The organism is Clostridium magnum DSM 2767, from assembly GCF_001623875.1.
GTDB lineage: Bacteria > Bacillota > Clostridia > Clostridiales > Clostridiaceae > Clostridium_AM > Clostridium_AM magnum.
In genome coordinates this window covers 229,263-243,364 of record NZ_LWAE01000003.1, presented here as the reverse complement: position 1 = coordinate 243,364, position 14,102 = coordinate 229,263, and the positions used below count along the sequence as shown (strand labels likewise).

Sequence of the window (14,102 nt, the reverse complement as noted above, 5' to 3'; positions counted from 1 at the left end):
ATGAAATTATAACAAAAGTATATTATATTTTAGGAGGATGTTATTATGAAAAATTCAATTAAAAGTGTAAGGGTTGCAGCAGTCCAATCATCACCAGTTATTATGGATCTTGATGCTACCGTTGAGAAAACTCTTGCATTAATTAAAGAAGCAGGGAAAAAGGGGGCAAATATAGTAGTTTTTCCTGAGGCGTTTATTTCTGCCTATCCAAGAGGTCTTTCTTTTGGGTTTGTTGTGGGAAGCAGAACTATGGAAGGACGTAAAGATTGGCAGCGTTACTATGAAAATTCTGTAGCAGTACCAAGCGATATTACAAATATTCTTGGAAAAGCAGCTCAAGAAGCTGGAGTATACTTATCCATAGGAGTCACAGAAAAAGATGGATCAGGAATAAATAACACACTTTATTGTACAAACTTATTCTTTGGACCTGATGGGGAACTTTTAGGGAAGCATAGAAAGCTCAAGCCTACAGGTACAGAACGTTGTATTTGGGGAGAAGGTGATGGAAGTACCCTTACTGTGCTAGATACGCCTTATGGTAAAGTGGGCTCACTAATATGCTGGGAAAACTACATGCCATTAGCTCGTATGGCTCTATACTCTAAGGGTGTAACCATTTATATTGCTCCTACAGCAGACTCAAGAGAAGAATGGCAGTGTACTATGAGACATATAGCATTAGAAGGAAGATGCTTTGTAATTGGTTGTAATCAGTACGTAGAAAAAAACATGTACCCAACAGACCTAAATTACTATCATGAATTAGAGTCCCAATCAGAGGTTATGTGTCCAGGAGGAAGCTGTATAGTTGACCCTTTTGGTAAGTATATAGTTGAGCCTGTTTATAACAGAGAAGAAATATTAATTGCGGATTTAGAATTAGATCAAATTGTTCAAAGTAGAATAGATTTTGATGTAGTGGGTCACTATTCAAGACCAGATGTATTTAAATTTTCTATAGTAGAATAGATGTAATTTGTATTAACTAAATCACAAGACAGGTCAGACTTTATTTGGTTCCTTAAAATAAAGTCTGACCTATTAATTTTGTACACTAAAAGGTATACCAAAAAATGTACTTTTATGATAGTATTATTAAGAAAAAATCAAAAACAAATAATAGGAGATAGAAAAATGTATGTAGCGTTTGGTAATCAGATTGTAGATAGTAAAGACATAAAAGAAATAATTGAAACAAATTCAGAATTTAAAGTAGTAAAAGATATGAGTAAAGGCTCAAAAAGAGAAGATATATTAGCTTTTAACTTAAGCGTAGATGTAAATACTTTAAAAAGTATTATGGAAGAGGAATATAATGAAACTGAATTAACTGAAGATGATTTATTTGAGGAATATCTTACCTTAGCAGAAGATGCTGCAACTGATATCGAAGAATATATACCATCAGGAGCTATTTTAGATATTCGGGCATATAAGTGGGATCAATCGGATAATGATATAAAATTAGTTATAGCTATAGCTCATGAAGATGTTGGAGAAGCAAAGCTAAGGGATATTATGAGAAGGCTTATAACACAGGTGGAGTAGTGCAGGATTAAAAATAAGTGAGCTTTTCTAAGCTTGTCTGTTTTTGCGAGAACGTACATAGATTTGCTTTATACAAATCTATGTACGTTCTCTTTCAGTCTTTGCTTATACAGATGTATATGATTTATACAAGATTTATTTTGGAGTTTCCTTCTTATTCTCATTAACCATAGCTTTATTGAAAAAGTCCAGCATTTTTACACCAGTCAATGCCTCTACAGTTTCAGGAAGCTGAGACATAATGTCGTTAACATACCCAGTAATTTTAGCAGCACCTTTTCCGTCGTTAAGACCATTATCAACAATAACAATTTTTTCGGTTTTAGATAATGGCTCAGAAATAGCTCTTGCAATTTCAGGTAATTTTTCTATAATCATTTGAGTCATAGCGGCATCATTATATTGTTTAAAGGCTTCTGCTTTTTTCATCATAGCCTCTGCCTCTGCTTTACCCTTTTCTCTAATTATATCTACCTCTGCCATACCTTGAAGTTTTAAAGCCTCTGCTCTTGCCTTACCTTCTAATTCAATTGATTTAGCTCTTGCTTCTGCATCTGCAATTTCCTTGTATCTAACTGCATCTGCTGTTTGTACTTGCTTATATTTATCTGCTTCCGCCTGCTTCTTAACTGTAGCTTCAAGTTCCCTTTCTTTTCTAATAGATTCTTTTTCGGCAAGTTCTATTTCTTTTTCTTTTCTAGTTATTTCTACTTGAACTTCAGCATCAGCAAGTTCTTTCTCCTTTAGTTTTTTGGTGATTTGAACCTGCATCTGCGTCTCAGTAACCTCTTTTTTTACCTTATTAGATTCAATTTCATAGGCAAGGTCCGATATGGCCTTTGCCTGTTCCTGTTCTTTTCTATATTCTTGTATCTTTAATTCCTTTTGTTTTGTTGATTCAGCGATTTGAGTTTCTGATAGAATTCTTCCTGCTTCTCCTTCTCTAGATGCCTCCGAAGTTTTAATTTTTGTTTCCTTTGCTGCTTCTGCTTCTGCGATTAAAGCATCTCTTTTAACTACCGCAATTCTTGGTTTGCCAAGAGCTTCTAAATAACCGTTTTTATCTGAAATATCCTTTATAGTTAAAACCTTTAATTCAAGTCCCATCTGTGCAAGGTCTATTGCAGCAACTTGTTGAACATGAGAGGCGAAGGTCTCTCTGTCTTTATATATTTCTTCTACAGTCATTTTAGATACAATTTCTCTAAGCTTACCTTCCAGAACATTCTTTGTTGTGTGAACAATAACTTTAAGAGTATACTCCATTCCATGTGAGGTATTGAATTGTTCAGCTGCGGATAAGATCGAATCAGTATCAGATTTTACCTTTACAACGGCAACTCCATCTGCAGATATACCTACTCCTTGTCCTGTTAAGGCACCATCAATTTTTATTTCTATCTCCATATTCTCCAGTGAAATTTTATCTGTTCTTTCTAAAAGTGGTATTACAAAACCACCGCCACCAGTAATAACTCTCTTTTTAAGACCTGTTACCACCAATGCTTTGTCTTGGGGCACTCTTTTCCACATAGAAAATAGCCCGAGTACTAGAAGTAGAATAACTGCAACAATGATCCCAGGAATAATAAGATTTGATAAACTAAACATATTTTTTCCCCCTTTAATTATATACTTATATTTGGTAAATTTTATCTATTCATTTAAAGGCTGAACATAAAATATAGTATCTTTAATCTCATATATAATTACATTCTCACCTTGTAGAACTGATTTTTTATTAATATGTTGTGCGGGAGCATTATACTTACTTCCATTAACAACATATGATATAACTCCAAAACCGTTTTCTAGTATTGGTGATATAACTACAGCCTTTATTCCTATTAGAGTATTTTGAGGAACAGCACTTGTATTTTGTGCTTTATATAAGGGGAGAACTATACATCTATATAGGGCAAATGAAACTATGCCACCTAACACAATCGCCAGTACAAATGTATATAATTCATTTAACTTATAATAATTCCCCATAATTCCCACTCCACCAAATACAGTAATAAATGAAACTATAGTTATAGGTTTTAGTGGTAAAACCGTAAATGTAGGTTCTGATCCATGAGTATCAATATGCCCATCAAGATGAATAGCTTCAAACAATCCACCTATTAAAAATGTTACTACGGTATATATTACTCCTACTAAAAAAATAACAGTATATATATGTTCCATAAAATCCCCCCTTAGATTCTATAAATAAGATTTTTCAGTGAAAAGATTATGTCAGTTCTTATATAATGTATATGATTATTAGATTATATAATTGTCATAATAACAATAAGTATAATAAGTTATTTGATAACTTATTATGCGATATAGTACATTATACCATATAATGCATTTTAATCAAATTATTACCGCCTCATATTAGCTAATTTACTAATGAAAATAAGCAAATATTAGAATTAAATTTCAGTTCCTTACTAAAGCTTAACTATGCTAATTATTCAAAGAAAATTTTAAAGATATAACCATATTATAGAAAATTTTTTTTGAGCATTATTGACAATATAACTAACATATACTATAGTTACTATTGTAGTAGTAACTATAAAATAATCTTAATGAGCATTTAAAGAAAGGAAAATAAAGTTGATAGATGAATCGCTATTTATTAAGTTACAAAATTTTGGATTAAATCAGTATGAAGCTAAGGCTTACGTAGCTTTGCTAAGTACTGGAACATCCAATGCTTATAATGTTAGTAAAGCATCAGGAATACCCCGTGCTCGTATTTATGATACTTTAGAAGCACTTACTACTCGTGGAGTAGTTATGTTTGAAGAAAGTACTGATGGTAGTAAGAATTACACTGCTTTGCCAGCAAGTGTATTTTTAGAGCAGGCACGTGAAAAATGGACCAATACTTATAATCATGTTGAAAAGGAACTTAAGGCTATAGAATCTCAAGATAAAAAAGATAATACCTATGTTTCAACGGTAAGGGGTGAGAAAAATATTTTAGCCTTTTGCAGAAATTTGATACGTGATGCAAAACAGAGAGTGATTATCTCCATTTGGGACACCATGTATTCAGAATTGGCTGATGACTTAAAGGCCTGTGCAGAGCGTGGCTGTAGTGTTAGCGGCATAACTTTTGAAGTGGAAAATCCAATAAATACTTTAGATAAGCACCGAAAAAATAAATCCCATAATAGTATTGATAAGAAAAAGTGGTTTATTCTTTCAGTTGATAGTAAGGAATTGTTATATGGTCATTCCTCAGAACTTGATAGTAATGCTTTTTATACTGATGATCCAACTCATATATATTTACTTGAGGATTACATATTTCATGATGTTCTGGTTAACCGTATTTTAGAAAAAGAAAATAAGGAACAGGTAACAGAACTTGTATTAGAAATATTGTCTAAAATGAAAATTACTTTTTAGTCTTAAAAATTGTTATATTTTTTTATATAAAAATTATTCAAAGGGAGATGGAAATTGATATGAAGCTAGTTAACTTTAAGGTAGGAGAGCAAATTAAGTTAGGTATTAAGAGTGAAAAAGGTATCATTGATGTAGCAAAAGCTGCTGAAGACTATTCTCTTGGGATACCAACCACTATAGAGGAAGTTATTGAAAAAGGAGAAAAATCTTTATCTCAATTAGCTGAATTGACTAAAAAAGAAATTGAAACAATTGCAGAAGAAACAATTATGTATGCACCATCTGTAACAAAACCAGAAAAGATTCTCTGTGTTGGTTTAAATTATATAAGTCATTCAGAAGAGTCTAAGATGGATATACCTACTTCACCAGTTCTATTTAGTAAATTTAATAATGCACTGGCTGCCCACAATCAAATTATTTCATTGCCAAAGTCTGCCGAAAAATTCGATTATGAAGCAGAATTAGTTATTGTCATTGGAAAAGAAGCTAAAAATGTTTCCAGGGAAGAGGCTCTTTCCTATGTATTTGGATATACTGCTGGAAATGACTTATCTGTTCGAGATCTCCAATTTAGAACATCACAATGGCTACTAGGTAAAACCTGTGATCACTTTGCTCCTATTGGGCCTTATTTAGTAACAGCTGATGAAGTGGATGCTACAAACCTAGAAATCAAATGCAAAGTAAATGGTGGTCTTCGTCAAAGCGGAAATACTAAGGATATGATTTTTGATTGTGCTACTATAGTAAGTTACATATCTGATTATATGACATTAAAACCTGGAGATATTATCTTTACTGGGACACCAAGTGGAGTTATCTTAGGTTATCCGGAAGATAAACAGCAGTGGTTAAAGTCTGGAGATGAGATAGTTGTTTCTATTGAAAAGATTGGAGATTTAGTGAATATATTAGAGTAAATTTAATTTAATTTAAGGTAGCTTTAATAAAAAACTTCTAATAATTTATGCAGTAATATGATTGAAAATATATGAGAATATTAAAATGAATTCTTCTAAATGTATAGAGAAGAATACCAGAAAGTAGACTTATTCCGGAGTGCAAGTCTACTTTCTGCTGTGTTTATCTACATTTTAAAATTTAGAAGGATTTAAAACTTTATATATCTTTATAGTTAGTTGTTATCAAAGTCATTTCCTTTAAAAACAATATTTTTAAAGGTGATGTTATTCTTCTCATTGGTCAAATTCTTTACTGAATTATTCTCAATAGTTGAATCACTAACGGATAGCTTTGAATAAATATCAAGGTTAAATAAATCGCCGGAATCCTCTGAAAGTATTTTGTTATTAACTATATTACATTTTACGAAACTGGCATCGCTGTGAATAGCATTAATTGAATAGAATTCCATATTGTCCTTGAAGGTTGAGTTATAAAAGCTAATATTTGTTGAATTGTTTATGGTCATGATTCCATAAGAGCAATCTCTAATAGTAGAATTTATAAATTGGAGATTATCAACATTGTCTAGAGTCAATCCTTCTGTTCCGCAACCAAATAAATCAGAATTATTTACTTTGATGTCTTTGCAATCTTCAAATCTAAAAACGCCACCTACACAGGATCCTTTATCAGGATAATGACCAGCTACTATGCCTGAAATATTTATATTGTTAGAATTTTTAAAGTGCATGACATAAGCATATCTTGGATCAATTAAAAGATTTACCTTTGAATCTTTGTCACCTTCTATAGTAAAGTTGTCTATATCCTTTATTTCAAGCTCATAACCATCAAAAACTTGATTATATACAACATATTTGTTATCCAATATTTTAGGTTCTAATAAGTTATAATCACCTGATTTTAATAGAATTTTAGTATTTGGAGCTATGTTTTGTATAAGTTCTTTTGAATTACTTACAGTAACTACCTTCTGAGTAAGGATACCTGAAGGGTTTACAGCGTTAACTAACTCTTCTTTTACATTGTTAGGAACGGCACCTTCTCCACCTAAAATCATAACATTTTTAATATCTCTATCTTTAATAAGATTTTCTATTTTATCAAAATTGTTATTGTTAACTAAAATTACAGGTGAGTTAGTTTTTGCGGCTAAAGCGCAGCCGCTTAGACTATCAGGGAAATCATTCCCAGAGGCTATAAAAATAGTGCTAAAGTCTATCTGATCCTTAAATTTAGTAATTACATTAATATTTCTATCATATTTGTCATTACCATCTATTCTTTCTGGATTAAGCTTAGTCACTGAATTAAAAATATCCTCAGATAAAGAGGCTGCGTCTCCAACAACATAGGATTTATATATGTTTTTACTATTGATAAAAGCAGCAGAAGTCTTATTTAAGCTATCGCTAGGACTTAACAATATAGGTATATTTTTAATGGAAGCTATAGGTGCTGCTGATAGAGCATCGGCAAAATTTTCACCATTAGCAATAAAAATCTCATCACATGTACCTAAATTTTCAGCAATCTTAGAAGAGGTTTCATATCTATCTGCTCCAGCTATTCTGCTGATATTAATGTTAATAGAATGTAGTTGAATATCTATGTTATCAGATATTACCCCTGATCCACCTAATATAAATACTTCTTTGACAGCAAGTCTCTTAAGTTCGGATATTATATTATCGCTTAAAGAATACTTTGAAGTAAGAATAATAGGACAATTATATTTTTTCGCTAGAGGTGCAGCGGATAAAGCATCTGGGTAATTTTCACCACTAGTTAAAATAGCATAGTCAGAACTTTTCCAACCTTCTTTTGAAATGGCAAGAGATGTAGAATATCTATCATTTCCAGAAACTCTTTTAACAGTTATGTTGGATACTGCAGTGTCATTAGATGCTTGTACAGTAGTTGTGGAGATTGTTAACAGGGATATAAATAAAATACTGATTGATATTAGAATTTGAACATAAAGTTTTTTTAATTTAGTACTCTTTCTAAAGTAAAATATTAAGTTATTCACGTAATCACTCCTTTATGGTTATTTGTTCATATTTTAACATATATTTCATTTGGTGTGAAGAAAATTCATTTTCCAACCACGATAGAAGAGGTTTCAATATACTAATAAAAATTGTGGATTATATATCTATTTAGTAGTAAAATATTTTAGTAATGATAATAAGTACAAACTTTAAAAATAGCTTATATATGAGAATAACAAGGAGGAAGACATAGTGGAGAAAATTGCAAGCTTTACAATTGATCATTTAAAACTTTATCCAGGAGTATATGTTTCAAGAAAAGATAATGTAGGAGACAATGTTGTTACAACTTTTGATATTAGAATGACTAGGCCTAATTTTGAACCTGTTATGAATACTGCCGAGATGCATACTATTGAGCATTTAGCTGCAACTTATTTAAGAAATCATAGTGTTTTTGGATCAAAAACTGTTTACTTTGGACCTATGGGATGTAGAACAGGGTTTTATCTTTTATTAAATGGTGACTATAAGTCTAGTGATATTATTGATTTGTTAGTTGATATGTTTAAGTTTATTTCAGAATTTGAAGGGGATGTCCCAGGAGCATCAGCTAAAGATTGCGGAAACTATCTTGATATGAATTTACCAATGGCAAAATATTTATCTAATAAGTTTATTGAAAATGTACTTACAAATATTGGTGAAGGCAATCTAAATTATCCAGTATAAGGATTATAAAAATTAACAATAAGCCCTTATGATATAAAAAGTTATCATAAGGGCTTATATGCTGATTATCTATTAAGTTTTGTTTTGATGCTTATACAGTAGTCTAATCATATAAAAAGAATTGTAGGATAAAATTCAAATAAAAGCATAATTATCATTTAATATGGTATAATTATTTTGGTATAATAAGGGTGAGTATTAAATGTTGGATGAAAAATATCCAGTTAATTTAATTAATAACTAAATTGTTGAAAGGTTGAGATATAATGAGTAAAGTTCTTATTGTTGATGATGCAGCATTTATGAGAATGATGTTAAAAGATATACTAGAGAAAAATGGATTTGAGGTTATAGGTGAGGCATCGAATGGAGTAAAGGCAGTTGAACTGTATCAAAATGTAAGGCCAGATATAGTTACAATGGACATTACAATGCCAGATATGGATGGTATAGAAGCGGTGAAGAAAATCAAAGCCATTGACTCTACAGCTAAAATAATAATGTGTAGTGCTATGGGGCAACAAAATATGGTTATGGAAGCTATAAAAGCAGGTGCTAGAGATTTTATTGTTAAGCCATTTCAGGGAGATAGAGTAGTAGAAGCTATTAAAAAAGTATTATAGACTTATAGGTATCAGATTAGAAGTCTATTTTAAAATTATTGAAATGAGGGTTTAATATGTCAGAAGTTTTATCTCAAAGTGAAATAGATGCCCTATTAGCAGCTATGGCAGCAGGTGATATAATTGACGATGGTGGCAGTAATAATTCTGGTAATGAAAATGATGTTACTGAGACTGTACTTGAGGATAGCTTAAAGTTCTCTGATGAAGATATACATATATTAGAGTATATTCATAAGGAATATGCTCAGATTATATCCAGCAATATGTCTAAAAATTTAAATGTGAGGGTATCTTTAGCATCTATACAGGAAATACGTTATAAAGAATTTAGTAACTCTATTCCGTATCCTGCTGTTATAAATTTATTTAAATTGAATCCATTAGAGGGATACTTATTATTTGAAACAAGTCCTGAGCTTGTAGTTCAAATTGCTAATGTCTTTTTTGGTGAAGATGTAAGTGGAGATGTGAGTAAAGCAGAATTTTCTGAAAGGGATAAAGACATCTCTATGAAAATAGTTAAGGAGTTCATAGAGGATTTAGAGAAGGCATGGGATAAGGTTTTAAAAGTAAACTCTACAATAGAGCATGTTCAAACTAATCCAGCTAAAATTACAATGTTTACTGAAAATGAGTCAGTTGTTTTAGCGTCATTTTCCATAAGTATTTGTGAGGTAAATACTTTATTTAATATATGTATTCCTTATTCAAGTATAGAAAATTATTTAGGAAAACTAAAAGTAAAAGGTTCACCTTGTGAGTTTAAATTGAGTAATAATTTTGGTGATGCAAACTTAAATATAAAAGTGGTACTAGATAATATAGAGCTATCCTTAGGAGAACTTATGAATTTACAAAAAGGAACGATTTTAAGTACTCATAAAAGATATCAAAATAAAGTAAGTATATTAGTTGAAGAAAAACATTGTTTTAATGGTGAAGTTGGCTTAATGGAGAACCGAAAAGCAGTTAAAATAGTAGATTGTTTAGAGAGGAATGATTAAATATGAGTAATGGACTTTCTCAAGAGGAAATTAATGCTTTACTAGAAGGTAATGCTAGTGATAAAGTTGAAGATATAACCCCATCAGATAACAGTATATTAACTGATATTGAAAAAGATGTATTAGGTGAAGTTGGCAATATATCTATGGGTTCTGCAGCAACGGCATTGTCGGATATGATAGGTAAAAAAGTAAATATAACAACTCCAGTTATTTCAGTAACAACACTAAAAAGAATGAGAGAAAGTTTTGAAATACCTAATATTGCTTTAGAGATAAAATATACAACTGGTATATCAGGAAAAAATATTTTGCTTATGAAAGTTTCAGATGCTGCTGTAGTAGCTAATTTAATGATGGGTGGAACAGGGGAAGTTGAGTCTCAAACATTATCAGAAATAGAGGAAAGTGCTGTTTCAGAAGCTATGAATTTGATGATGGGTTCAGCAGCAACAGCTATGGCAACTATGTTTTCTAGAAAAGTAGATATATCTCCTCCAAAGTCAAAGATTTGGGATTCTATGACTTCTAATATGGCAGAGGATATTGATGATGAAGATGAGGTTATTCAAGTAGCATTCAAACTAAATATACAAAATTTATTAGACAGTATAATCATGCAGGTGCTATCAGTGGAAACAGCAAAGAAAATAGCATCAATAATGATGGGCACAGAAGTTATTGATGAAGTTCCAAATGTAGTAATTCAAAGTAAGCAAGATGCTGTGGAAAAGATAAAAGATCAAGTTATGGTTATGAATGAATCAGAAGCAAAGGAAAAAGCAGCAATAAGTACAAATAGTTCTTCTTTAGATAATGATTTTTCTGATAATAAAATACAGAAAGTTGGATATAAACAATTTGATTATTCAGATAATTTATCTAAAAATACTAGTTCAGTAATGGATGTACCTTTAAATATACAAGTTGTCTTGGGAAATGCTCAGCGTAGTGTAAAAGAGATCTTAAATTTTAGTAATGGTACTTTGCTTGAACTAAATCAATTAGCTGACCAACCGGTGGAATTACATGTTAATGGAAAAGTTATTGCATATGGTGAAGTAGTATTAGTAAACAATTGTTTGGCTATAAACATAATAGATATTAATAAAGACAATGTTTAAGCTTAATTTGTAAAAATGGACTTTATTTAGAAAGTCAAAATTAAAATCTTACATAAATGAACTGTTGAAAAAAGAAAGTATATTGAAAAAATGGATAATTTTATGGAAATGTTCGTGAAAAAGGTTTATAATATAATTGCATTAGTTAAGTCTGATGCAGTTATTTTTTTGGGTAAATTTAGCTTTTATGTAATCACGTAAATTTAACTATGATTATACTATACTTGAGTTAATAACAACATTAATTACAAATGTGAACAGTCATATTAGCAACGAACTTAAAATATCCTTTAGATTGGGTGAAAGAGTATGAAAAATAATTTAGGGATAGTCATCTGTAAGAATTTTATTGAAGAACTTGAATTAGTATTAAAAAATATTAATATAAAAAATGTTATAGTTTCAACTTTTTCCTCTGAATGTAGATGCGTTAAAAAGGAGAAAAATGCTTCAATTATGGAAGCAATTAGAAGATGTGAGGAAACGTGTAGCAAAATTATTATAATATGTGGGACATGCTGTAAAAATTTAAACAAGCTTACTGTTAATAAATATAAGCTTGAAATATATAGAACAAAATATTGTTTTGAATTATTTACTAATAAGGATATAATTTTGGATTTTATTAGCAAAAAATTATACCTTCTTACACCTGGGAAGCTTAAAAAATGGGAAAAAGATATTAATGCGTGGGAAATTAATAGGGAAAATATAGCAAAGATTAGACTTTTAGATACAGGTATACATGAAGATAGTCTTAAAAAGCTTGAAGAAATATCAGAGTATTTAGATATTCCCTGTGACTCATTTTTTATTGGAATAGATGTTTTTACTATGTTTATAGAAAAATGTATACTTCAATGGAAATTGGAGTGTGAAAGAGAGGATATCTCAGAACATAAAAGAACTGAAAATCTTAGATTGAAAATTCAAGAACAAAGTAAATTATTAGGTGAGGCAATGGAGTATGATAAATTAAAAAAAGAATTTTTTGCTAATTTATCACATGAATTTAAAACTCCCCTAAATGTAATGACTAGTACATTGCAACTACTTAAGTTAATAGGATTGAATGGCAATGATAGTGAAAATGAAGAAAAAATAAAACAATATTATGATATTATGAATCAGAATTGCTATAGATTATTGCGACTTGTGAATAATTTAATTGATATTACAAAAATTGATACAGGATACTTTAAGATAAATTTAAGAAATGAAAATGTAATAACGGTCATAGAAGATATAACCTTAGCAGTAACAAGTTATGCAAAAAATAAAGGTTTAGAAGTAACTTTTGATACAGATATTGAGGAAAAAGTAATGGCTTGTGATGCAGAAAAAATTGAAAGAATTATACTTAACCTTCTTTCAAATGCGATAAAATTCACTCCTGCAGGAGGAAAAATATTGGTGAGCATTGTAGATAAAAATTCAAGCATAATAGTATCTGTAAAAGACAATGGTGTTGGAATTCCATATGCTATGCAGAAGTCTATTTTTGAAAGATTTATACAGGTAGATAAGTCTTTCTCAAGAAATAGGGAAGGTAGTGGTATAGGTCTTTCTCTTGTAAAATCTCTTGTTGAAATGCATGGTGGGGTCATAGGAATTCTTAGTGAATATGGTAAAGGTAGTGAATTTGTAATAAAGCTGCCTGTGAGAGTTTTAAGTGAGGAACAAACCACAATTTTAGAAGCTAATATAGCTAGAGCAAATAGTGCGCAGAGGATAAGCATAGAGTTTTCAGATATATATGATTAAAACCTATGGACGATACAAAAACATAAATATGAGTATTAGGCTTAGTTGAGTTGCTTAATCTCATGTTTATGTTTTTTATAATTCCTTAAGAAATTGATGATAAGAAGTTTTTCAGGATATGCTCATACTCTTTGTCATACATAGAGTATGAGCCTACGTGTACTGAGTCATCAAATAAAACTAGCCTGCTTTTTTTATTTTTAAGTTTTTTTTCCATAGCAATACTTTCAGTATGTGGAATAGTTATATCTCTTTTTCCATGTATTAATAATATCGGTATATTAGATTTATTAAGGATCTTTAAGGGGCTGACAGCATTATAGTCAACTCCATAAATAAGCTTAAAATTTAAAAGTATCAGAGGTACAAAAGGAAAATCAGGAAGTCCAGTCCATACTTTCATGTTACTCTTTAAGTAATCCTTTAAATCACTAAAAGGTGAATCAGCAATAACAAAGCTCACAGTAGTTGTTTTATTTAACACACTTAAAGCTGTAGCTGCTCCCATGGAGAAACCTATAAGACCTATTGTATCTCCTAAGCCTTTTGATTTTACAAAATCTATAGCACCTAAAAGATCCTGCTGTTCATTAAAGCCTATAGTAACTCCGTTCTTACCAGCATATCCACCATGACCTCTAAAATCAAATAAGAAAGTATTATATCCTTGATCTAAAAAAAGCTTGGCTAGTTTAAGATGGTCTACCTTTACATCGTAAGGAGTTCTTCCGCCAACCATAAATTTAGAATCTCCATAACCATGACATACTATTATAGTTTTATTGCTGTTGCTGTTTGTTATAAGATATCCAGCTAAGATTAAATTACCTTTCAAACTATGAAAGGCTATCTTTTCATAATTTTCTATACCATATTCTTTTATATTTGGCTTCGGATTAAGTGAAATAGGATGGCTGAATTTAATTACGATATAAATAGAAAAGGCTTCAAGTAATAAAATCG

13 protein-coding genes are annotated in these 14,102 nt (G+C 30.5%); 9 read left to right on the top strand and 4 right to left on the bottom strand.

Going from position 1 to position 14,102, the window contains the following annotated elements:
- Positions 1-45 precede the first annotated feature (45 nt).
- Both CLMAG_RS14545 and CLMAG_RS14540 read left to right on the top strand, forming a co-directional pair.
- Positions 46-972 (top strand): carbon-nitrogen hydrolase family protein, encoded by a 927-nt coding sequence (locus CLMAG_RS14545; RefSeq protein ID WP_066623802.1) that lies wholly within the window; start codon positions 46-48, stop codon positions 970-972.
- 165 nt (positions 973-1,137) lie between these two features.
- A complete protein-coding gene (locus CLMAG_RS14540; RefSeq protein WP_066623799.1) occupies positions 1,138-1,551 on the top strand; it encodes a hypothetical protein in 414 nt (137 codons plus the stop codon).
- A 135-nt stretch (positions 1,552-1,686) separates the two neighbouring features.
- Here the strand turns inward: CLMAG_RS14540 and CLMAG_RS14535 are convergent, their stop codons facing one another.
- Positions 1,687-3,162 carry a flotillin family protein gene (locus tag CLMAG_RS14535; protein WP_066623797.1) on the bottom strand — a complete coding sequence of 492 codons (1,476 nt, stop codon included), beginning with the start codon at positions 3,160-3,162 and terminating at the stop codon, positions 1,687-1,689.
- A gap of 45 nt (positions 3,163-3,207) precedes the next feature.
- A complete protein-coding gene (locus CLMAG_RS14530) occupies positions 3,208-3,744 on the bottom strand; it encodes an NfeD family membrane protein (RefSeq protein WP_066623788.1) in 537 nt (178 codons plus the stop codon).
- A 420-nt stretch (positions 3,745-4,164) separates the two neighbouring features.
- Here CLMAG_RS14530 and CLMAG_RS14525 point away from each other — a divergent pair, with 420 nt between their 5' ends.
- Together CLMAG_RS14525 and CLMAG_RS14520 are read left to right on the top strand one after the other, a co-directional pair.
- Positions 4,165-4,965 (top strand): TrmB family transcriptional regulator, encoded by an 801-nt coding sequence (locus tag CLMAG_RS14525; RefSeq protein ID WP_139264253.1) that lies wholly within the window; start codon positions 4,165-4,167, stop codon positions 4,963-4,965.
- A 59-nt stretch (positions 4,966-5,024) separates the two neighbouring features.
- Positions 5,025-5,888 carry a fumarylacetoacetate hydrolase family protein gene (locus CLMAG_RS14520; RefSeq protein ID WP_066623785.1) on the top strand — a complete coding sequence of 288 codons (864 nt, stop codon included), beginning with the start codon at positions 5,025-5,027 and terminating at the stop codon, positions 5,886-5,888.
- Positions 5,889-6,103: 215 nt separating this feature from the next.
- Here the strand turns inward: CLMAG_RS14520 and CLMAG_RS14515 are convergent, their stop codons facing one another.
- Positions 6,104-7,927, bottom strand: coding sequence for a cell wall-binding repeat-containing protein (locus CLMAG_RS14515; RefSeq protein WP_066623782.1), 1,824 nt, complete (start codon positions 7,925-7,927; stop codon positions 6,104-6,106).
- A 214-nt stretch (positions 7,928-8,141) separates the two neighbouring features.
- Here CLMAG_RS14515 and CLMAG_RS14510 point away from each other — a divergent pair, with 214 nt between their 5' ends.
- From CLMAG_RS14510 to CLMAG_RS14490, 5 genes are all read left to right on the top strand, one after another.
- The gene (locus tag CLMAG_RS14510; protein ID WP_066623779.1) at positions 8,142-8,621 is read left to right on the top strand and encodes an S-ribosylhomocysteine lyase; all 480 of its coding nucleotides are present in this window, start codon (positions 8,142-8,144) and stop codon (positions 8,619-8,621) included.
- Positions 8,622-8,887: 266 nt separating this feature from the next.
- Positions 8,888-9,244: a response regulator gene (locus CLMAG_RS14505; protein ID WP_066623776.1), complete on the top strand. Its 357-nt coding sequence runs from the start codon at positions 8,888-8,890 to the stop codon at positions 9,242-9,244.
- 56 nt (positions 9,245-9,300) lie between these two features.
- A complete protein-coding gene (locus CLMAG_RS14500; protein ID WP_066623774.1) occupies positions 9,301-10,251 on the top strand; it encodes a flagellar motor switch protein FliM in 951 nt (316 codons plus the stop codon).
- 2 nt (positions 10,252-10,253) lie between these two features.
- Positions 10,254-11,375 (top strand): flagellar motor switch phosphatase FliY, encoded by a 1,122-nt coding sequence (fliY, locus tag CLMAG_RS14495; protein WP_066623772.1) that lies wholly within the window; start codon positions 10,254-10,256, stop codon positions 11,373-11,375.
- A 309-nt stretch (positions 11,376-11,684) separates the two neighbouring features.
- Positions 11,685-13,139 carry a sensor histidine kinase gene (locus CLMAG_RS14490; protein ID WP_066623762.1) on the top strand — a complete coding sequence of 485 codons (1,455 nt, stop codon included), beginning with the start codon at positions 11,685-11,687 and terminating at the stop codon, positions 13,137-13,139.
- 85 nt (positions 13,140-13,224) lie between these two features.
- Here CLMAG_RS14490 and CLMAG_RS14485 read toward each other — a convergent pair whose 3' ends face one another.
- Positions 13,225-13,974: an alpha/beta hydrolase gene (locus tag CLMAG_RS14485; protein WP_073393313.1), complete on the bottom strand. Its 750-nt coding sequence runs from the start codon at positions 13,972-13,974 to the stop codon at positions 13,225-13,227.
- Between the last annotated feature and the right edge of the window lie 128 nt (positions 13,975-14,102).

Bases quoted from the DNA above. Each gene is read 5' to 3' on its own strand.
- CLMAG_RS14505 (WP_066623776.1), top strand. From the start codon at position 8,888: ATGAGTAAAGTTCTTATTGTTGATGATGCAGCATTTATGAGAATGATG.
- CLMAG_RS14500 (WP_066623774.1), top strand. From the start codon at position 9,301: ATGTCAGAAGTTTTATCTCAAAGTGAAATAGATGCCCTATTAGCAGCT.
- CLMAG_RS14545 (WP_066623802.1), top strand. From the start codon at position 46: ATGAAAAATTCAATTAAAAGTGTAAGGGTTGCAGCAGTCCAATCATCA.
- CLMAG_RS14490 (WP_066623762.1), top strand. From the start codon at position 11,685: ATGAAAAATAATTTAGGGATAGTCATCTGTAAGAATTTTATTGAAGAA.
- fliY (WP_066623772.1), top strand. From the start codon at position 10,254: ATGAGTAATGGACTTTCTCAAGAGGAAATTAATGCTTTACTAGAAGGT.
- CLMAG_RS14540 (WP_066623799.1), top strand. From the start codon at position 1,138: ATGTATGTAGCGTTTGGTAATCAGATTGTAGATAGTAAAGACATAAAA.
- CLMAG_RS14530 (WP_066623788.1), bottom strand. From the start codon at position 3,744: ATGGAACATATATATACTGTTATTTTTTTAGTAGGAGTAATATATACC.
- CLMAG_RS14535 (WP_066623797.1), bottom strand. From the start codon at position 3,162: ATGTTTAGTTTATCAAATCTTATTATTCCTGGGATCATTGTTGCAGTT.
- CLMAG_RS14520 (WP_066623785.1), top strand. From the start codon at position 5,025: ATGAAGCTAGTTAACTTTAAGGTAGGAGAGCAAATTAAGTTAGGTATT.